We start from the raw sequence: 19,147 nt of genomic DNA on the forward strand, positions 1-19,147 counted from the left end.
GGCAGAATCAGAAACGCAGCGAAGCGCCGACGTACGGACCGTCGACCAGTACGTTATCTTTACGGCCATCTTTGTTGTTCAGTTCGATGTACTGATAACCGACGCGCAGGTTAAGCAGTGAAATCGGGGTGAAGCTCAGGCCACCGCCCGCTTCCTGGTAGCTGTCGAGCTGATCGGTAAACGATTCTGGCGCATAGTAATATTCGCCATACAGACCCCACATGCTGTTGAAGTTGTATTGCGCTGCGCCACCCAGCGCCACCGCAAATCCATCTTTTCCATCTTCAGGATGGGTGAAGATCGCTTTTGCGGTCGGCGCCAGACGCAGAGGTCCGAAATCAACGTTGTAACCCAGACCGGCACCGTAGGTGCTGCCGTCATGGTCGCTGCGCAGCCAGTTGCCTTTCAGAAACAGGCCGGGTGTGGTGGTGCCAAGACCTACATTCAGGTTGGTGTTGTGCTCGCTGACGTCAACACTGCCTTCGATAGCCTGTGCTGCACCGCTCAGTAAAACGAGGCCAAGCGCGCTCCCGGTAACAAGTTGCTTAAACATGATTCCACTCCATGAAGGACAATTAATTCGGCGGCAAGGTTAACAGCCTGAAATGGGGAAACAACAAAATCTGGAAAACTTTACGTAAAAATACGTGTCTCATTCAGGCCGCCCGCCGTCGCCTGCGTAACGCAGTCGGGACTATATCGCCCACATCAGGTGGCCGATCAGCGGCGCCAGCACCACGGTAACCACGCCGGACAGCATCATCACCAGACTGGCGACCACGCCCTCCTGCTGACCGAGCTGATAGGCGCGAGCCGTACCGGCACCGTGCGAGGCTGCGCCGAATCCCGCGCCTTTTGCCACGCCCTGCTTAATCGCAATCCGCAGAAACAGCACATCACCTACCGCCATGCCAAACACCCCGGTGATGACCACAAACAGCGCCACCAGATCCGGCTGACCGCCAATCGGCCCCGCCGCCGCCAGCGCAAACGGCGTGGTGATGGAGCGCACCGCCAGGCTGCGCTGAATCGACTCCGGCAGCGTTAACAGACGCGCCAGCCAGACGGAACTGCAGACGGCGACCAGAGTAGCGGTTAACACGCCCGCGCTGAGCGATAGCCAGTGGCGTTTGATGATGGCCACGTTCTCATACACCGGTACCGCAAACGCCAGCGTTGCCGGTCCCAGCAGCCACAGCAGCCAGTGGTTTTCGGCAATATAATCCTGCCAGCTGATGTGGGTCAGCAGCAGCAGCGCCACCAGCACCACGGGCGTCATCACCAGCGGCATCAACAGCAGCGTGCGCCAGCGGCGATAAAGCCGTTTATTCAGCGCATAAACCAGCAGTGTGACCGCCACGCACAGCAGGCTGACCATCAGATCACGCATCGTTGCCCTGCTTACGCGCGGCACGCGCGACTTCGTAACGGTAAAGCCGATCGACCACCAGCGCGGTCGAGGCCAGCACCAGCAGCGTACTGACGCCAATTACCACGCAGATGCGCCAGCCATCAACCCGCAGCAGATCACCGTAGTTCACCACCGCCACCACCGCCGGAATAAAGAACAGCAGCATCTCCGCCAGCAGCCAGCGGGAGCCCGCTTTAACCCAGCTCAGTGGCAGCACCCGCGTGACGATTAACGCCAGCATCAGCAGCATACCGACAATATTGGCGGGCAACGGCAGATGCAGCCAGTTGACCAGTTGCTGACAGGCAACAAACACACCGATATACAACCCCAGCTGTAACGGCAGGCTGAGCCACTGCAACCGGCCGGGCCTGTGTGAACTGAGCGCGAGTGCCATCACCTTTTCTCCCCGATTAAATTCAGGGGAACAGTATAAATCGCCGACAGAGAGTGAAAAAAATGAATTAATATTATTGAAATCATGCCTGAAAGGAATAGTTATGGACGTTCGTGCCCTGCGTTACTTTACCGAGGTGGTCCGCCAGCAGAGTTTCACCCGCGCCGCGCAAAAACTGTTCGTCACCCAGCCGACCATTAGCAAAATGCTGCGACAGCTGGAGGAGGAGCTGGGCTGTACCCTGATTCTACGTGATGGTCGTCGCCTGCACCTGACCGACAGTGGTCAGGCGGTCTATCAGCGTGGCGTGGCGATTCTGCAGGAGTTTCATCAACTGGAAGCGGAGATTGGCGACATTAACCAGCTGAAAACCGGTGAACTGCGGCTCGGTATTCCGCCGATGGTCGGGATGCAGATTGCCGGATCGATCTCCGCCTTTCGTCGTCGCTATCCCGGCGTGAAGCTGAAAATCTCTGAGTTTGGCGGTCTGACGGTACAACAGGCGGTGCTGGCTGGCAGCCTCGATATCGCCCTGACGGCGCTGCCGGTCGATGCCGACCTGCCGCTCAACACTCTGCCACTGATGCATCATCCGCTCTGCGTGCTGCTGCCGCGTCGGCCGGAATGGCTGAGCCGCAGCCAGATAGGGCTGGCCGAACTGGCGCAGCATCCGTTGCTGATATTCAATGAGGAGTTTTCGCTCAATCGTCAGCTGATGCAGGCGTTCCAGCGACAGAACCTGACGCCAACGGTGGCGGTGCGCAGCGGTCAGTGGGATTTTCTGGCGGCGATGGTACAGGCGGAAATGGGGCTGGCGATTCTGCCGGAGCCGATCTGTCAGCGTCTCGATAAGCAGTCGCTGCTGTGGCTGCCGCTGGAGTCGGAGCTGAAGTGGAGCCTGGGATTGATCTGGCGAGAAGGGAATTATCTGTCGCGTAGTGCTCAGGCGTGGATTGACTGCTGCCGCGAACACTGGCCCGATCGGGTACCGCGCCTGTCGGTGTGAGCCAGCGGCACGCTGCAACGGCTGCGCAGCGTGCCGGCCGGGTATTACTCTTCTTTTTCGATCAGTAACGCTTCAAGCAGGTCGAGATCGTGCAGTAACTTCTGCATCGTCTCGTTGGAGATCTGCTGAGTGGCGCGCAGGTGATAGACCTCGGCCCGTTCGGCACGCAGGCCGGTCAGGCGGAAGCGGCGCTCCAGGTTTTCCGCGAACAGCGCATGTTCAAGGTCGTTCTTGCCTTCGGCGCGGCGACGTAAGTTGCCAATCACCCGCAGGCTCACCTCTTTCAGCAGTTCCGGGTCGATATTCTGATCCGACTCATTCTCCAGTCGCGCTTCCATCTTATGCAGGCTCTCAATCGCCACGCTGGCCATCACCGCACGGGCATTTTGCAGCTCGCGGCGCTGTGCGCCTTTATCGATGGTATCGATGCCGCGCAGCAGAATCGGCAGGATCACCACGCCGACCAGCAGCGAGAACAGAATCACCCCGGTGGCGATAAAGACCAGCTCATAGCGTGCCGGGAAAGGGTCGCCATTGCTGAGGAACAGCGGAATCGATAACACACCAGCAAGCGTAATTGCCCCGCGGACCCCGGCAAACGAGGCGATCAGCAGTTCACGCAGCGAGTAGTTGGAGAACTCCAGTGGCTTTTTCTTCAGCAGACGTTTGCTGAAGCGCTGCATGATATACAGCCAGCCAAAACGCACCAGCATCAGCGCCAGATAGACCAGACCGATGTCGGCGAACAGCATCCACAGCTCGACGTTAGGATCGGCATTCGCCTGGTCCACCGAGGTTTGCAGGATATCTGGCAGCTGCAGGCCCAGCATCAGGAACACCATGCCGTTGAACACGAATTCCAGCATCTGCCAGACGCTGTTGGCGCGCAGACGCATCGCCAGCGGTGCCTGACGAATAATGCCGGAACGGGTGATGGTCATGCCCGCTGCGACCGCAGCCAGGATACCCGACACGCCGAGGTGTTCAGCAATCAGATAAGAGGCGAACGGCAGTAACAGCAGCAGCACGGTCTGGGTGGCCGGATCGTCACCGCTCCAGCGGCTGAGGATGCGCAGTGATTTGCCGTAGAGCCAGCAGACCGCCACACCGGCGATCAGACCGCCAATCGCGACTTTCAGAAATTCGACGCTGGCTCCGCCCCAGGTGAACACCATGGTGCCCATCGCGACCGCGACGGCAAACTTCAGCGACACCAGGCCAGATGCGTCGTTCATCAGGGCTTCGCCCTGCACGATCGACATGATTTTTTTCGGAATGCGGCCTTCGCCGACAATCCCGGAGAGCGCCACGGCATCGGTCGGTGACAGCACCGCCGCCAGCGCAAAGGCCGGAATCAGCGGAATGCCCGGCACCATCCAGTAGATCAGATAGCCAATCCCGACCACGGTGATCAATACCAGCACCAGCGCTAAGCCAATAATCTCCCGGCCATGATGCAGGAACTCGCTGATGGGCGTTTTCCAGCCGTCGGCAAACAGCAGCGGCGGGATAAACAGCACCAGAAACAGTTCCGGGTCAAAATCAACATGCAGACCAAAGTTGGGCCAGGCCATCAGCGCGCCAGCGGCGATCTGTACCAGCGGCAACGGGATCTGAAAAGGCAGAATGCGAGCCGCGACGCCAGAGAGCGACACGACCAGCGTCATGATGAGAATAGTAAAAAAGATTTCCATGCTTTCCTTAGGCGTCGTTATCTTTCAATCATTGTTTGAGCGCTAAAGTGTAAAACAAACCGAACTCTGAAGGGTCAGCTACGCGTGCGGCGGGCGGGAAAAAAGTGAAAAATACCGGACGCACGCCTGCACGTCCGGTTGAACAGTCAGATCGCCCAGCCTCCGGCGTAAAATGCCACTAACGCGACGGCAATCACCACCGTGCCGACATTCAGCTTGCGCCACTCGCCGGCAAAAATACGGCCCACCACCAGCGAGGCAAAACCGATCATAATGCCGGTAACGATGTTGCAGGTCAGCACGATAATCACCGCGGTTAACAGGCCAGACATCGCATCGACAAAATCATTGAAGTCGATTTTCGCCACGTTACTCAGCATCAGCAGGCCGACATACATCAGCGCCGGCGCGGTAGCGTAGGCCGGAACCAGCCAGGCCAGCGGCGACATAAACAGAATCACCAGGAACAGCAGGCCGACCACGATAGCGGTCAGGCCGGTTTTGCCGCCCGCCGCTGTTCCGGCTGCCGATTCGATATAGACCGCCGCAGGTGAGGCACCGACCAGGCCGGCAAACAGGCTGCTGACCGAATCGGTCGTCAATGCGCGGCCGCCATTGATTATCTGTCCCTGCTTATCCAGCAGGTTAGCCTGGCCCGCGACCGCGCGAATGGTGCCGGTGGCGTCAAACACGGCGGTCATCACCAGCGCCAGTACGCTTGGCAGCACCACCGGCTGCAACGCCCCCATGATGTCCAGACTGAACACCAGCGACTGACCGCTGGCGTCACGCAGGCTGGGCAGCGCAAATAACCCTTTGTAGCTCACCGTCGGGTCAAAGATCAGTCCGAGCAGCGAAATGGCGATAATGGTCATCAGAATGCCGCCCGGCACCCGCCGTTTTTCCAGGCCAAAAATCGCCGCCAGCCCAAGCAGTGACATGATCACCGGAAACGTGGCGAACTGGCCCAGCGCCACCGGCAAGCCAGGTGCCGGATTTTTTATCACCAGCCCGACGCCATCCGCCGCAATCAGCAGCAGAAACAGGCCAATCCCGACGCCGGTACCGTGCGCCACGCCCATCGGCAGGTTACGCAGGATCCACGCACGGATGCCGGTGACCGAAATCAGGGTAAACAGCAGCCCCATCAGGAATACCGCGCCAAGCGCGACCGGTACGCTGATGTGCTGGCCCAGCACCAGGCTGAAAGCGGTAAAGGCAGTCAGCGAGATGGCACAGCCAATCGCCATCGGCAGATTGGCCCACAGCCCCATCAGGATTGAGCCGAAGCTGGCGACCAGACAGGTCGCGACAAAGACCGCCGTTGGGGGGAAACCGGCTTTACCGAGCATCCCCGGCACCACAATCACCGAATAGACCATCGCCAGAAAGGTGGTCAGTCCGGCCAGAATTTCCTGGCGCACGCTGCTGCCGCGCGCCGAGATCGCGAACCAGGCGTCCAGTTTTCCACTGGCCGGGCGTGATTCAATTGACATAGTTGAGCCTCAAAGATTTTTTGTTGTGTGGATCGCTCTGCGACCGTCGCTGTCCCTGAAATAAGCGGGTAATCCGGGCGCGCTGACGGAATAAGCCCGTCAGGCAAACGTTTACCTTGCCGCAGATAGTTGGCAGTCAAAGGACCGCCAGATAAAAAGGCAAACGATTATCCGGCGTTTAGCGGCACATTTTCAACTGGCTGGAAGACATTATTCAGCACAAAGATCAGGTAACAGCCCTACAGCCTGGCAGGACAAAGGCTATCGCGCGCGGCTGACACCTTGAAGTTACAGGCCTTTTTTACTGCGGAGAGGCTGGCGTCACCGGGCGAAAAAACGGTGCGCCAGCAAAGAGGATTAACCTGGCAGGGAAAGCTCACCGCCCTGATCGATAGCCCGCTGCCAGGCGGCGCGCTGCTGGACGGTTTGCAGCCATTTCTCACTGGCGGGCATCTGCTCCAGCCCGGCGCGTTGCGCCAGCGCCAGCAGCGGGAAGCTCATCTGTATATCGGCAATGCTGAAACGCTGCCCGGCAAACCAAGGATTGGCCGCCAGATGCTGTTCAATCATCTTCTTATGCGGTTGCAGCTGCTTGTCCAGCCAGGCTTTCTGTACCCCTTTGCCAAACGCGGCGCCCACCGGACGCAGCAGCCACGGCACCGGCGCTTTCCCCATCTGTCCGAAGATCAGCTTCATCACCAGCAGCGGCATCAGCGATCCCTCGGCATAGTGCAGCCAGTAACGCGACTGCAGCCGCGCCTCTTCATCACTGAGCTTCAGCCGAAATTCGTGATCGTATTTCTCCTCCAGGTACTCCAGGATGGCGCCCGATTCGGCCACCACCCGGTTTTCATCGGTAATCACCGGTGATTTACCCAGCGGATGCACTTTTTTCAGCGCCTCGGGCGCCAGCATGGTGGGCTCGCGTTGATAACGTTTGATCTGGTACGGCACTTCCAGCTCTTCCAGCAGCCACAGCACCCGATGCGAGCGCGATTGCTCAAGATGGTGAACGGTGATCATCATGATTCCCTGTGTGTTGACCTTCCACCAGTATAGACCTCACCCAGCGTCCGGATGTTTATCGTCCTGTTCCGGGTCGAGCAGCACCGCACCCGATCCTTGCTGGCCGAGCCGGTCGCCGGGATTGCGCAGCGGACAATCACGCATCGACAGACAGCCACAGCCGATGCAGCCATCCAGATCGTTACGCAGTCGGGTCAGGGTTTCGATGCGCTTGTCCAGCTCCTCACGCCAGTGCTGGGTCAATGCATCCCACTCCGGGGCCGACATCCGCTTATTGGCCGGAATATGCTCCAGGCTGTCGCTGACCGTCGCCAGAGGAATGCCAATGCGTTGTGCAATCTTGATGATGGCGACGCGGCGCAGCACGTCACGGCTGTAGCGTCGCTGATTACCGCCGTTGCGGGTGCTGAAAATCAGCCCTTTGGTTTCATAAAAATGCAGCGCAGACACCGCGACACCGCTGCGGCGCGCCACTTCGCCCGGCGTTAATACCGGTTTGGGGTAGTTGCGATCTTTTTTCATCTGGCTCTTTACCTCAAGTTAACTTGAGGAATTATACTCGCATCCCATCAAAACGACTAAACTCCCATTATCGCTAATTAAGCACCAGAAGGATGAGGCCATGATGCAAGAAGAGATCATTCATTCCCTGACGCACTGGATTGACCAGAATCTGGACAAAAGTCTGTCCATTGATGAAGTGGCTGCAAAATCGGGCTATTCGAAATGGCACCTGCAGCGTATGTTCCGTACCGTGACGAAACAGACGCTGGGTGGCTATATTCGTGAACGCCGCCTGACGCTGGCTGCCGAGGCGCTCTCTCAGACTCAGCGTCCGGTCTTTGATATTGCCATGCAGTATGGTTATGACTCGCAGCAGACCTTTTCGCGGGTATTTCGCCGCCAGTTTTCGCAAACCCCTACCGCCTATCGCCATACCATGCGTCGTCAGGCGATTCAGCGCCCTCGTCTGCTGAGCTTTGACTGCAAAGAGAGCATGGCCAGCTTTACCCAACGTACCACCGGCGAGTGCTGCCCGGTCCGCTAATGCCCAGGCCGCCCGTCATCGGGCGCGCCTGATCGCCTCTGCTTCCCCTGCTGTTCAAATCTGCAACACTTTCCTGCCATACCAGTGTCAAATTTTGTTCAAAATTTCAAATCGGGTGATATAATGTGACCCAAGTCACACTATGAACCTGGGTTGACGGCGCTAAAGCACTTCCTGACACGCTTTTCCGCCGCCGGTGATGTCCGCAGATTGTCAGGAATACTTACTGATATTGAGGTCCGGCCGATGGCTACGTTAACCACCAGTCTTCTTGTTATGCGTTGGGAATTGTTGAGCGCCGTAATGATGTTTTTCGCCAGCACCCTGAAAACCAAACTGCGTCAGGATAGTCATCATGTGATGGCATTCATGTGTGGCGGCATTGGTTTGGGCATGACCTGCTGGTTTGTTACCGGTCTGATGGGAATTACCCTGAGCATGGAAAACGTGCACAACTTTATGGAAATCTCTAAGCACGCCTTTATCGACGTAATGAGTCAGGCGCCCGCTGAGTGGCCGATGCCCTGATGGAGGGCGCGCGTCATGATGCGCGTTTAATGTGCTGATTTTTCCCAATAAAAAACCCCGCTAAGCGGGGTTTTTTACATTGCTGTGTGTGCTTAAACTTTCTTCAACATGGCAGGGATATTAACATCCTGCACTGTGACGCCCGGTCTCTGCGTTCCGCGGCGGTCCTGAATCCACATATCTCCCATCATCTGGTTTAAACCCCGATCCAATCCGGTCACCAGGCCTGCACCCGGCGTGAAAGTGAGTTCACCGAAATAGATCTGTTCTTCATGGATATACCAATCGACCCGCACGTAGTCGAAGTCACTGGCCAGCTTTTTGCTCAGATCGAGCGCATGTTGCAGTGACGGCAGAATCGGTGAGACATCCAGACCGGTATCGCGAATCTTATGAAACGCCTCGTTGAGGTTATTCACATAGAAATTCATCGACAGCAGCGGCTGGCAGCGGTTGTAGATCACCTGCAACACATATTCGAACTTGCCATCACGCTTGTTGAACATATGAAACTTGTAATCAATCGGCGCGCTTTTGCCATCACCAATGTACTTCTCAACCAGAATGCGCGGCTTGATGTAGCGATAGTGGATCTCACGCGCTTCGTTAGCGAAATCGGTTTTCAGCCAGCGATAGCAGTCATGAATAATCTGCTGTTTGCGCAGCGCGTCTGGCTCTTCCAGCAGAATCTCCACCATGTTGGAGGCGTGGTTCGGCTTGATCACCGTCCCTTTCCAGCACGGTAAGCTGTTCAGCGTGGTCGGGTCAGTGGTTTCGTGTACCAGCGGAATCAGGTACTCATTACCGATTTTTTCAGCAATGAATTCGCGTACCGAATATTTGTCCGACAGACGACCGTAGTTCTGGTAATCGCCATAGACAAATTTACGGTACAGCACCTTTTCGTTGAACACTTTTGGCTGACGCAGATTGGGCAGCTTTCTGAACTTGTGGAAGTAGTAGATGCGGTCCTGGTACGCCCAGGGCATCTTCTTAATAAAGTACTGCACACTTCTTCTGAGTTCTTCTTTCAACTTGAGCATATCTGACCTCATTTGTAGGTTTTGTAGTTGAGTGAGGAAACCTGAATCTTTTGAATGACGCCGTTTTTAAAGAAGTAATTCATTACGGTCAGGGACAAAAGCTCGGAAAGGAACACGCTCCATGCGGCTCCCATGATGCCGTGGCCCTGGATCAACCACCATGAGAGCGGCAAACTGATGACCATCAGACAAATGATTTTCTTCAGCAGGTAGTTAAACCCTCCTTCCTTGACCATGTAGCGATAAGCTACTGTCCCCATTGCCGAAAAGCTGGTCGCTATCGACAGCAACGTAATGAGACTTCCTGACTGTGTGTATTCCGGACCGTACAACGCGATAATGATCTGCTCGCCATACATCGAGATGACCAGCAGCATCAGCAATGAAACACCCATCACATAACCATTGAGCCGGGCAGCCAGCCGGATGGCGACCTCGCCACGCTCTCTGAAGATTTCAGTGAAGCAGGAGGTGATCAGCGCCACCGGGATAAAAATCCAGGAGGCAGAAATGGTATTGGCGGCGGCAAACAGCCCGAGATCCCGCGCCGGCGCGGTGCCCGCCAGAAACATCTGCGCCGCTTTGACCTGCACAGAAATAAAGATGCTGGAGATCGCCAGCGGCAGACCGGCATACATCAGGTAACGCAGATAAGCCGTGCGCTTTTCACGCGGCGGCATCTGATCCTGATGTTCCTGATAAAAGTTGTGACGTTTGATCAGGTAAGGCACCAGCGTCACCGCCACAATCGACAGCGTCAGCCACAGCGGATTGAGGCGCAGCCAGGCGATGGTGAAGCTAATCGCGAAACTCAGCAGCATACCGACCGCGTTGGCGATGGTGTTCAGCCGAGAAGCGAGACGCGCATTGTTATAAACGCTGAACGTATCCTGGGTGACAAAAACCGAGGCAACAAATGAGGCCAGTGCAAATGCCAGGAAATTTTCCTGCATGTTGTACCAGACCCAGATTAAGACTGGCACCGAGGTGAGCAGCAATAACACCATCCGCAGGGTGCGCGCGATGGTCATCAGGCGTAAGCCTTTCGACGCATTTTTACTGACGCGCTTAAACAGAATGGTTTCGGTGCCAAAGATTGCCACGGTTTGCACCATCGCAAATAGTGAGGTTGAAAACGCCATCTGGCCAAACACCGTTGGGCCAAAGGATTTCGCCACGTAAGAAGTCACAAATATGACGCCAAACACGGAGATGATCTTCTCAGACATCATCCAGGCGGCATTCGACATTACGCTCAATTTCATCGACTCTTCCTTAGTATTACTCAACTACAACCGCTTCGGTACAACATCCCTGTAACGAATTAATAAGCGCTCAGTGGGCCTGGCGAAAATGTAAGACTTCAAACCAAGCTGGTCCGAAAATTGAGAATCAAATCATGATCCGGAGAATGAATTCAGGATAATTCTTATTATATCTGGCGCGAATCACTTCTTCTGGAAACGATTTCAGGCTGAAAATAGTGCAATCTTCAAGAGACATAACCGCTGAATTAATCAAGTCGGTTATGCTAAATATCCAATGTACGTAGAATTTTTTCGTATTTGGGATGCGATGAATTTATAACAAAAAACCGCCTCCAGGAAGGCGCGCCCCCCTGATCGGAATAAAATAAGATTTATCCCATGATGATATTTATTCTAAATATCTTAATTTAACCTTCGCAATTGAATACGCGCACTTTAATACTGCATTAATAGAAACTTACAGTGCCAGGAATTATTAAAGTCATTCTCATCCATTAATCGATAAGAAAGGTAAGAGCATTTATGAGAAAGTCACGATACAGCGAAGATCAAATCACAAATGCCATTAAAGCTTCTGAATCGGGCGTTAAAGTCAGAGAGATTTGTGAAGAGCTTGGCATCTCTGAAGCTACGTTCTACAGCTGGAAGAAGAAGTTTTCTGGGCTGTCTTCAGAAGAAGGCAGAAAAATCAAAGAGCTGGAGGAAAAACTGCAGAATCTTACCCGTGAGCTGCAGACCCTGAACTCCGACAAGGAGATGCTGCAAAGCGTACTGAAGAACTTCTTTACCACCAATGAAAAGCGTCAGGCAGTCAACTTCCTGCAGAGTACTTTCGACATTGGCACCCGTCGCAGCTGCCGTTTATTAGATATCAGTCGCAGTGTCTATCATTATCCGTCAGGCACCGAGAATCGCTAAACCCAATGCTACCGCGCTTTTTAGACTTAACGCTGAGATTTGTTCTTACCAGAAGAGATGAAGATCATTTAACAGGACAATTGCGGCACCCTTTTCCGCTCCATTTATAACTAATGAATGGCTTCACGGCTAAGCTTCTTTTTTTGCGGTAAAATTGATTCACAACAGCAAAAGTCTCGCATTCTACGCCCCTTTCCCCTCTCCCAATCCCGTTTCGACGGGATTGGGATCTCCTTTTCATTGGTTAAGCTCGGCTAATCATCGGAACTAAACAGAGACTATTCCGTTAAGCCGTCTTAAACATCCGGTCAGAAATAGCCAACCTGCCTTTAAGTTAATGATGGATCTGATCGTCATTTTTACGGTTACGCTTTAATTGGCAAGGAGTGTAAGTTGCCAAAAGTTTCACCAGGATTAATCCAGGATAAATAGTTTATTGCTCCTTATCACTAACGTAATGCATCGCAGTTTTTTCTTACTTCATTGCGCATCAATGGTGCCAAACATTAACCTTTAATTAAAAACGCAGCGGCGGAATTTTCTTACTCTTTTATCAATGAATGAAGTTAATGGTGGTTTTTAGCCCCCATTAATCAGGGCCAGAGAGCAATTACAGCGCAGGGTTAAAAGCATAATTGTCCTGAATTGCCTGAAATTCGCCTGATTAATGGATGATTTTCCATCACCGTCACGCCGTTAAACCGGCAAAAGGATCGGATTCGCTCGCTGGCAGACTGTTTTTTAGCCTGGCCTGGCCGTCTGGGAAACCGGATGAGGGGAACAACGCGAGGTCAGGCTGGCGCATGAAATCGATTACGCGCCGGAAAAGCGCGCAAAAGGGCCAGAATCGGGATGCGACTTAATCTTAAAAAGCCGCGCGGACCGCTGACCGCGCGAAACGGGAAAAGGAGGCCACTGTGCGTATCAGGTCTTCACCGCCACCACCTGCGGTTGCGGTTTTATCCGCATCGCCCACAGCACGCCCGCCATCAGAAAAATAATTCCGGTTACCGTGAGCAGCGGCGGCCAGCTTTGATGCCAGAGAAAAGTCCATAAAAGGCCAAAGAGGATTTCAAAAACGATCAGCGGCCCCATCAGGACGGTGGGCAAACGCTGGCTGGCTGCATTCCAGCACAGCGTCCCCAGCCAGGAGCAGAGCAGGCCAATCGCCAGCATTAAGGGAATGAACACCTGAGGGTGCGGCCCAAACGGCAGCGCGAATGCGGGCTGTTGCCAGGCGAGCTGAAGGCTGACCAGCGCATAAAGAATTAACGCCATCGGCAGCGTGACCAGCCCCTGCGCCGTCGCCCAGGTTGAGGGTCGGAGTTCAGGATGAGTGCGCAGCCAGCGCGCGTTACGCAGCGGATACCAGGTCCAGCACACCACCGCCAGCATCGCCAGCCCGATACCAGTGAGGTAACGGCTGAGATCCAGCGTCGCGCCCTGGCTGCGTAATTCTGCGGCATTCACACACAGCAGCCCGGCCGCCATCATGATCAAAGCAGGAAACAGTCGCCGCCACGGCAGCCGCCCTTCAAGATGGCCGTAACAGAGGTTGGCGGTGACGGCGATCACCACCGGCAGCGTCCCGATGATCATGGTTGAGACCGGCGCGCCGGTACGCTGGATCGCGTTGGCGAGAAAGGCGTAATAAAGAAGGTTTCCCACCAGCGAGAGTTTTACCGCCTCGCGCCAGGCCGCCGGTGCCAGCTGCCGCAGTCGGTGGCGATCGTGCCAGGCCAGCGGCAGCGCAATCAGGCCAAAGGCGACATAGCGACCAGCCGATTGCAATGCGCCGGGATAGTCAGGCACCAGCAACGGACCGACAAAAATCAGTCCCCACATCAGACCTGCGGTAACAGCAAACAGTACGCCAGCGAGCATGATTTCTTTCCTTTATGACTTTTTGGCGCAGTGTGACGAAATGAGGCGGGAAAGGCTTGTAGCAGATTGCGATTCTCAGGGCTGCTGTACCTGTTTCTGATATCGCACCGGGGTAATGCCATAGCGGTTGGCGAACGCGCGGGTCAGATGTGCCTGATCGGTGAGTCCTACCGCAGCCGCCACGCTGGCCGCGCGCTCTCCCTGCGCCAGCCGTAGCTTGGCGTCATACAGCCGGAATGCCATCAGCATCTGATGAGGTGTCACATGAAAGTGCTGGCGGAAAGCGCGTAAGAAATGCCAGGGCGATAACGATACCAGCGCGGCCAGCTCCTCCAGCCGTACCGGCTCCGCCAGATTTGCCCGCAGATAGTCGCGCACCGGTTCAAAGCGATGCTGCGCCTGTCGCGGACCCGGCGATGACATCCGCGCCAGTGGCCGCATCTGCGACAGCAGTTCCGACAGCAACCCCTGACGTGCCAGCACCGAGTCCGCCTGCCACAGCGCCGCCAGGGTCTGTGACAGCGGCTGCGCCACGCGGGGATCGGTCAGCAGTGCCTCATTAAACCACCAGCCGCGGTCGCCGGTCAGCTCATCCATTAACTGCGGCTGAATATAGATCATCTGATAACGCCAGCCTTCGGTACAGGCCGACTCACCGGTATGCAGTTCGTCCGGATTCATCATTACCAGCGAATCTTTCGGCGCGGTGTATTGGGTGCCGCGATAGCGAAAGCGCTGAGCGCCCGCTTCAATGGTGCCGATCCCAAAGGCTTCATGGGTATGCGGTTCAAAGGCGTAGCGGGAGATGTGCGCCTGATAGAGTTCCACGCCGGGTAACTCCGACAGCTGCTGAAACTGCGCGCGATCTTTCTCGCAGGGAAAAATAGCCGGAACGCCCTCCACGTCACTCTCCTCAATTCACCAATATGTGGTTTAGCATGCCTCTGATGGGCGATAAAATGCAAAACATTGCTATCCGACCTGCGCCAGGCAACACTGTTTTTTTCACTCCTCAGGATAAAGCATGGCACAGCGAGTGGTATTGGTTATCGATATGCAAAATGGCGTGTTCGCTACGCCCCGTTTTGACCGGCCAGGCCGGGTGGCGCAGATAAACCGCCTGACTGAACGCGCCGACGTCACGGTGTTTATTCAGCACACCGAAGAAGAGAGCCTGCCTGAAGGCAGCGAAGCCTTTGCGCTGTTGCCCGACATCCGGCAGCCTGCCGGCGCCTGCTTTATCACTAAAACCGCCTGCGATAGCTTCTGGCAAACCGGTCTGGCGGCACTGCTTGAGACGCTGGCGGTGAAGGAATTTGTGGTGTGCGGCTGTGCCACAGACTACTGCCTGGATACCACGATTAAAGTCGGGGCCAGTGCGGGCTATCGCATCACCGTGGCGTCGGATGCGCATACCACCGCCGACCGCCGCTGGGCGAGCGCCGAACAGCTGATAGGCCAGCATAATGAGGTGTGGTCATCGCTGCTGATACCCGGCAATGTGCCGCGCGTGCTGAGCTGCGACGCAATTCTGGCCGAATGGTCGTCAGACGTCTGAGTTGTAATGGCTGAGTTCTGAGCTCTGGGCTCTGAGTTCTGAGTTCTGAGTTCTGAGTTCTGAGTTCTGACAGGATTTGCTGTTTCAGCCGTTACGGACATAAAAAAGGCCCGGTATGCCGGGCCTGTTTATAACAGATGTCACACGGTGACAGGGATCAGAACGGAATATCGTCGTCAAAATCCATTGGCGGTTCGTTGTTGTTGCTGGCAGGTGCGCTTTGTGGCTGCTGCTGCGGACGAGACTGCGCGCCGCCGCTGAACTGATTGTTGCTGCCCTGCGGCTGCTGTGGCTGACCCCAGCCATTGTTGTTGCCGCCGCCCTGCGCGCCGCCTGCCGGTGCACCGGCGTTACCGCCCTGCTGACGGCCGCCCAGCATCTGCATGGTGCCGCCGACGTTGACCACCACTTCCGTGGTGTAACGTTCCTGGCCGCCCTGGTCCTGCCATTTGCGGGTACGCAGCTGGCCTTCGATATAGACCTGAGAACCTTTACGCAGATACTCGCCCGCCACTTCGGCCAGCTTGCCAAACAACACCACACGGTGCCATTCAGTGATCTCTTTGTTTTCACCGGTCTGCTTGTCGCGCCAGCTTTCCGACGTAGCCAGCGTAATGTTGGCAACAGCGCCACCATTTGGCATATAACGTACTTCCGGATCCTGACCCAGATTCCCGACAAGAATCACTTTGTTAACGCCACGACTGGCCATGTTGCTGTCTCCCGATGAGTTAATGCATAGAGTCTAATCTACCAATTCTAACACGTCCTGCTGTCTGTTTCCCACTTTAGAGCGGGGTTCCAGTTTTAATCCTCCAGCGCCAAAAGGCAAAGAGTACTGGATATTTATTCAGTCTATTTTTTGTGCCATAATGACACGTTTATTCTGGCCGTGTCGGCAAGGCGCGGTGAGTGCTGCTAATCCGGGAAAGGTGAATGGATAAGATCGAAGTTCGTGGTGCCCGCACCCATAATTTGAAAAACATCAACCTGACCATCCCACGCGACAAACTCATTGTGGTAACCGGCCTTTCGGGCTCCGGTAAATCCTCACTGGCGTTTGATACGCTGTATGCGGAAGGTCAGCGCCGCTATGTGGAGTCGCTCTCTGCGTATGCGCGCCAGTTTCTTTCGCTGATGGAGAAACCGGACGTCGATCATATCGAAGGTTTGTCGCCCGCCATCTCCATTGAGCAGAAATCAACCTCACATAACCCGCGATCAACGGTGGGAACCATCACCGAGATCCACGACTACCTGCGCCTGCTGTTTGCCCGCGTCGGTGAGCCACGCTGCCCGGATCACGATGTGCCGCTGGCGGCGCAGACCGTCAGCCAGATGGTCGATCAGGTGCTCTCCCAGCCGGAAGGCCGCCGCTTAATGCTGCTGGCACCGGTGGTGAAAGACCGTAAAGGCGAGCACACCAAAACGCTGGAGAATCTGGCGTCGCAGGGCTACATCCGGGCGCGTATCGACGGGGAAGTGTGCGATCTCTCCGATCCGCCGAAGCTTGAGCTGCAGAAGAAGCACACCATTGAGGTGGTCATCGATCGCTTTAAGGTGCGCGCCGATCTCGCCACTCGTCTGGCCGAATCGTTCGAAACCACACTGGATCTCTCCGGCGGCACGGCGATCGTGGCGGATATGGATGACAGTGCGGCCGAAGAGCTACTGTTCTCTGCCAACTTTGCCTGCCCGATTTGTGGCTACAGCATGAGTGAGCTGGAACCGCGCCTGTTCTCGTTTAACAACCCGGCGGGCGCCTGCCCGACCTGTGACGGGCTGGGCGTGCAGCAATATTTTGACCCGGACCGGGTGGTGCAGAACCCGGAACTCTCGCTGGCGGGCGGCGCGATCCGCGGCTGGGATCGCCGTAACTTCTACTATTTTCAGATGCTGCGCTCACTGGCGGAACATCTCGATTTAGATATTGAAGCCTCGTTTGGCAGCCTGCCGGATAACGTTCAGAAAGTCATTCTGTACGGTTCGGGTAAAGAGAGCATTGAGTTTAAGTACATCAACGATCGCGGTGACACCTCTGTGCGTCGCCATCCGTTCGAAGGCGTGCTGAACAATATGGAGCGCCGTTACAAAGAGACCGAGTCATCAGCGGTGCGCGAAGAGCTGGCGAAATTTATCAGCAACCGTGCCTGTGCCACCTGCGAAGGAACGCGTCTGCGTCGTGAAGCGCGTCACGTCTTCGTAGAGAACACCACGCTGCCGACCATCTCTGAGATGAGTATCGGCCACGCGATGTCGTTCTTTGAAAACCTGAAGCTCAGTGGTCAGCGGGCGCAAATTGCCGAAAAAGTGCTGAAAGAGATCAGCGATCGCCTGAGCTTCCTGGTGAATGTCGGCCTGAACTACCTGTCGATGTCCCGTTCGGCGGAAACCCTTTCCGGCGGTGAAGCACAGCGTATCCGTCTGGCCAGCCAGATCGGTGCCGGTCTGGTGGGCGTCATGTACGTGCTGGATGAGCCCTCTATCGGTCTGCATCAGCGCGATAACGAGCGGTTGCTCGGTACGCTGATTCACCTGCGCGATCTTGGTAATACGGTAATCGTGGTTGAGCATGATGAAGATGCGATTCGCGCGGCTGACCATGTGATCGATATCGGCCCCGGCGCCGGCGTGCATGGCGGCCAGGTGGTCGCCGAAGGCACCGTGGATGAGATCATGGCGCAGGAAGCGTCACTGACCGGTCAGTTCCTCAGCGGCAAGCGTGAAATCGCCGTTCCGCCGCAGCGCGTTAAAGGCGATCCGGCCAAAGTGCTGAAGGTAACCGGCGCACGCGGTAACAACCTCAAGGATGTGACGCTGACGCTGCCGGTGGGTCTGTTTACCTGCATCACCGGCGTCTCCGGTTCAGGTAAATCGACGCTGATCAACGATACCCTGTTCCCGATTGCCCAGCGGGCGCTGAACGGCGCAACCATCGCCGAGCCAGCGGCCTATCGTGAAGTGACCGGCCTGGAGCATTTCGATAAGGTCATCGACATCGACCAGAGCCCGATTGGCCGTACACCGCGCTCCAACCCGGCCACCTACACCGGCATTTTCACGCCGGTGCGTGAACTGTTTGCTGGCGTGCCGGAAGCGCGCTCGCGCGGCTACAATCCGGGCCGCTTCAGTTTCAACGTGCGCGGCGGACGCTGTGAAGCCTGTCAGGGCGATGGCGTGCTGAAAGTCGAAATGCACTTTTTGCCGGACATTTATGTGCCGTGCGATCAGTGCAAAGGCAAACGCTATAACCGCGAAACGCTGGAAGTGAAGTACAAAGGCAAGAGCATCCACGAAGTGCTGGAGATGACCATTGAAGAAGCGCGTGAGTTCTTTGATGTGGTGCCGGCGCTGGCGCGTAAGTTGCAGACGCTGATCGATGTCGGTCTCTCTTACATCCGCCTTGGCCAGTCAGCGACGACCCTTTCCGGTGGTGAAGCACAGCGCGTTAAGCTGGCGCGTGAGCTGTCGAAGCGCGGTACCGGCCAGACGCTCTATATCCTGGATGAGCCAACCACCGGTCTGCACTTTGCCGATATTCAGCAACTGCTGGAAGTGCTGCATCAGTTGCGCGACCAGGGCAATACCATCGTGGTGATTGAGCACAACCTTGACGTGATCAAGACCGCCGACTGGATTGTCGATCTCGGTCCGGAAGGCGGCAGCGGCGGCGGCGAGATTCTGGTTGCCGGTACGCCAGAAACGGTGGCGGAGTGTGAAAAATCACATACCGCACGCTTCCTCAAACCGTTGCTGAACAAATAAACCTCAGGCCCGCCGCGTGCGGGCCTTTTTTTTCTGCTGCTCATTCAGCCAGAGAAATGCAGGATCAGGCAAGATTCAGACACCTATAGGCATATACGCTTTCCG

At 55.9% G+C, this 19,147-nt stretch carries 18 protein-coding genes; 6 read left to right on the plus strand and 12 right to left on the minus strand.

The window, feature by feature from the left end; all coding sequences use genetic code 11:
* Positions 1-7: 7 nt before the first annotated feature.
* The 3 genes from LZU96_RS18545 to LZU96_RS18555 form a co-directional block, all read right to left on the minus strand.
* Complete coding sequence (locus tag LZU96_RS18545; RefSeq protein ID WP_031375496.1) at positions 8-553, minus strand: YfaZ family outer membrane protein; 546 nt, start codon at positions 551-553, stop codon at positions 8-10.
* A gap of 141 nt (positions 554-694) precedes the next feature.
* Positions 695-1,390 (minus strand): LrgB family protein, encoded by a 696-nt coding sequence (locus LZU96_RS18550; RefSeq protein WP_233985556.1) that lies wholly within the window; start codon positions 1,388-1,390, stop codon positions 695-697.
* Entirely contained in the window at positions 1,383-1,808 is a 426-nt protein-coding gene (locus LZU96_RS18555) for a CidA/LrgA family protein (protein ID WP_233985557.1), read from the minus strand. The genes LZU96_RS18550 and LZU96_RS18555 overlap by 8 nt, the downstream gene beginning before the upstream one ends.
* A gap of 103 nt (positions 1,809-1,911) precedes the next feature.
* On the opposite strand from LZU96_RS18555, the gene LZU96_RS18560 reads away from it, so the two are divergent.
* Positions 1,912-2,814: a LysR family transcriptional regulator gene (locus LZU96_RS18560; RefSeq protein WP_233985558.1), complete on the plus strand. Its 903-nt coding sequence runs from the start codon at positions 1,912-1,914 to the stop codon at positions 2,812-2,814.
* A 44-nt stretch (positions 2,815-2,858) separates the two neighbouring features.
* Here LZU96_RS18560 and LZU96_RS18565 read toward each other — a convergent pair whose 3' ends face one another.
* The 4 genes from LZU96_RS18565 to soxR all read right to left on the minus strand — a co-directional run bounded on the left by LZU96_RS18565 (position 2,859) and on the right by soxR (position 7,552).
* Complete coding sequence (locus tag LZU96_RS18565) at positions 2,859-4,508, minus strand: Na+/H+ antiporter (RefSeq protein ID WP_233985559.1); 1,650 nt, start codon at positions 4,506-4,508, stop codon at positions 2,859-2,861.
* A gap of 146 nt (positions 4,509-4,654) precedes the next feature.
* Positions 4,655-6,004, minus strand: coding sequence for an NCS2 family permease (locus LZU96_RS18570; protein ID WP_233985560.1), 1,350 nt, complete (start codon positions 6,002-6,004; stop codon positions 4,655-4,657).
* Between the two features lie 357 nt (positions 6,005-6,361).
* Positions 6,362-7,027, minus strand: a complete 666-nt coding sequence (locus LZU96_RS18575; protein WP_233988232.1) for a glutathione S-transferase family protein — start codon at positions 7,025-7,027, stop codon at positions 6,362-6,364.
* A 39-nt stretch (positions 7,028-7,066) separates the two neighbouring features.
* Positions 7,067-7,552, minus strand: a complete 486-nt coding sequence (soxR, locus tag LZU96_RS18580; RefSeq protein WP_233985561.1) for a redox-sensitive transcriptional activator SoxR — start codon at positions 7,550-7,552, stop codon at positions 7,067-7,069.
* Positions 7,553-7,652: 100 nt separating this feature from the next.
* Between soxR and soxS the strand changes: the two genes are divergently transcribed.
* Together soxS and LZU96_RS18590 are read left to right on the plus strand one after the other, a co-directional pair.
* Positions 7,653-8,078, plus strand: coding sequence for a superoxide response transcriptional regulator SoxS (gene soxS, locus LZU96_RS18585; protein WP_094122160.1), 426 nt, complete (start codon positions 7,653-7,655; stop codon positions 8,076-8,078).
* A 246-nt stretch (positions 8,079-8,324) separates the two neighbouring features.
* Positions 8,325-8,606: a YjcB family protein gene (locus LZU96_RS18590; RefSeq protein WP_046288557.1), complete on the plus strand. Its 282-nt coding sequence runs from the start codon at positions 8,325-8,327 to the stop codon at positions 8,604-8,606.
* Positions 8,607-8,698: 92 nt separating this feature from the next.
* Here LZU96_RS18590 and LZU96_RS18595 read toward each other — a convergent pair whose 3' ends face one another.
* Both LZU96_RS18595 and LZU96_RS18600 read right to left on the minus strand, forming a co-directional pair.
* On the minus strand, positions 8,699-9,649 hold the full coding sequence (locus tag LZU96_RS18595; protein WP_031375505.1) for an ATP-grasp fold amidoligase family protein: 951 nt from the start codon (positions 9,647-9,649) through the stop codon (positions 8,699-8,701).
* Between the two features lie 8 nt (positions 9,650-9,657).
* Positions 9,658-10,914, minus strand: a complete 1,257-nt coding sequence (locus LZU96_RS18600; RefSeq protein WP_233985562.1) for an oligosaccharide flippase family protein — start codon at positions 10,912-10,914, stop codon at positions 9,658-9,660.
* 525 nt (positions 10,915-11,439) lie between these two features.
* On the opposite strand from LZU96_RS18600, the gene LZU96_RS18605 reads away from it, so the two are divergent.
* Entirely contained in the window at positions 11,440-11,835 is a 396-nt protein-coding gene (locus LZU96_RS18605) for a transposase (RefSeq protein ID WP_233985563.1), read from the plus strand.
* A gap of 924 nt (positions 11,836-12,759) precedes the next feature.
* On the opposite strand, the gene LZU96_RS18610 is transcribed toward LZU96_RS18605, so the two are convergent.
* Both LZU96_RS18610 and LZU96_RS18615 read right to left on the minus strand, forming a co-directional pair.
* On the minus strand, positions 12,760-13,719 hold the full coding sequence (locus tag LZU96_RS18610; RefSeq protein ID WP_233985564.1) for a DMT family transporter: 960 nt from the start codon (positions 13,717-13,719) through the stop codon (positions 12,760-12,762).
* A 75-nt stretch (positions 13,720-13,794) separates the two neighbouring features.
* Complete coding sequence (locus LZU96_RS18615; protein ID WP_233985565.1) at positions 13,795-14,622, minus strand: AraC family transcriptional regulator; 828 nt, start codon at positions 14,620-14,622, stop codon at positions 13,795-13,797.
* A 121-nt stretch (positions 14,623-14,743) separates the two neighbouring features.
* Here LZU96_RS18615 and LZU96_RS18620 point away from each other — a divergent pair, with 121 nt between their 5' ends.
* Positions 14,744-15,277 carry an isochorismatase family protein gene (locus LZU96_RS18620; protein WP_233985566.1) on the plus strand — a complete coding sequence of 178 codons (534 nt, stop codon included), beginning with the start codon at positions 14,744-14,746 and terminating at the stop codon, positions 15,275-15,277.
* 157 nt (positions 15,278-15,434) lie between these two features.
* On the opposite strand, the gene ssb1 is transcribed toward LZU96_RS18620, so the two are convergent.
* Positions 15,435-15,989, minus strand: coding sequence for a single-stranded DNA-binding protein SSB1 (ssb1, locus tag LZU96_RS18625; RefSeq protein ID WP_094122154.1), 555 nt, complete (start codon positions 15,987-15,989; stop codon positions 15,435-15,437).
* A gap of 224 nt (positions 15,990-16,213) precedes the next feature.
* On the opposite strand from ssb1, the gene uvrA reads away from it, so the two are divergent.
* Positions 16,214-19,042: an excinuclease ABC subunit UvrA gene (gene uvrA, locus LZU96_RS18630; protein ID WP_233985567.1), complete on the plus strand. Its 2,829-nt coding sequence runs from the start codon at positions 16,214-16,216 to the stop codon at positions 19,040-19,042.
* Positions 19,043-19,147: the final 105 nt, after the last annotated feature.

Source organism: Pantoea agglomerans (assembly GCF_021397715.1).
Classification (GTDB): Bacteria; Pseudomonadota; Gammaproteobacteria; order Enterobacterales; family Enterobacteriaceae; genus Pantoea; species Pantoea astica.

What these genes read in the sequence shown, in the direction of transcription:
- LZU96_RS18620 (WP_233985566.1), top strand. Translation starts at nt 14,744, where the DNA reads ATGGCACAGCGAGTGGTATTGGTTATCGATATGCAAAATGGCGTGTTC.
- LZU96_RS18605 (WP_233985563.1), top strand. Translation starts at nt 11,440, where the DNA reads ATGAGAAAGTCACGATACAGCGAAGATCAAATCACAAATGCCATTAAA.
- LZU96_RS18560 (WP_233985558.1), top strand. Translation starts at nt 1,912, where the DNA reads ATGGACGTTCGTGCCCTGCGTTACTTTACCGAGGTGGTCCGCCAGCAG.
- LZU96_RS18570 (WP_233985560.1), bottom strand. Translation starts at nt 6,004, where the DNA reads ATGTCAATTGAATCACGCCCGGCCAGTGGAAAACTGGACGCCTGGTTC.
- LZU96_RS18590 (WP_046288557.1), top strand. Translation starts at nt 8,325, where the DNA reads ATGGCTACGTTAACCACCAGTCTTCTTGTTATGCGTTGGGAATTGTTG.
- LZU96_RS18575 (WP_233988232.1), bottom strand. Translation starts at nt 7,027, where the DNA reads ATGATCACCGTTCACCATCTTGAGCAATCGCGCTCGCATCGGGTGCTG.
- LZU96_RS18565 (WP_233985559.1), bottom strand. Translation starts at nt 4,508, where the DNA reads ATGGAAATCTTTTTTACTATTCTCATCATGACGCTGGTCGTGTCGCTC.
- LZU96_RS18595 (WP_031375505.1), bottom strand. Translation starts at nt 9,649, where the DNA reads ATGCTCAAGTTGAAAGAAGAACTCAGAAGAAGTGTGCAGTACTTTATT.
- LZU96_RS18545 (WP_031375496.1), bottom strand. Translation starts at nt 553, where the DNA reads ATGTTTAAGCAACTTGTTACCGGGAGCGCGCTTGGCCTCGTTTTACTG.
- LZU96_RS18610 (WP_233985564.1), bottom strand. Translation starts at nt 13,719, where the DNA reads ATGCTCGCTGGCGTACTGTTTGCTGTTACCGCAGGTCTGATGTGGGGA.
- soxR (WP_233985561.1), bottom strand. Translation starts at nt 7,552, where the DNA reads ATGAAAAAAGATCGCAACTACCCCAAACCGGTATTAACGCCGGGCGAA.
- LZU96_RS18600 (WP_233985562.1), bottom strand. Translation starts at nt 10,914, where the DNA reads ATGAAATTGAGCGTAATGTCGAATGCCGCCTGGATGATGTCTGAGAAG.
- uvrA (WP_233985567.1), top strand. Translation starts at nt 16,214, where the DNA reads ATGGATAAGATCGAAGTTCGTGGTGCCCGCACCCATAATTTGAAAAAC.
- soxS (WP_094122160.1), top strand. Translation starts at nt 7,653, where the DNA reads ATGATGCAAGAAGAGATCATTCATTCCCTGACGCACTGGATTGACCAG.
- LZU96_RS18550 (WP_233985556.1), bottom strand. Translation starts at nt 1,390, where the DNA reads ATGCGTGATCTGATGGTCAGCCTGCTGTGCGTGGCGGTCACACTGCTG.
- ssb1 (WP_094122154.1), bottom strand. Translation starts at nt 15,989, where the DNA reads ATGGCCAGTCGTGGCGTTAACAAAGTGATTCTTGTCGGGAATCTGGGT.
- LZU96_RS18555 (WP_233985557.1), bottom strand. Translation starts at nt 1,808, where the DNA reads ATGGCACTCGCGCTCAGTTCACACAGGCCCGGCCGGTTGCAGTGGCTC.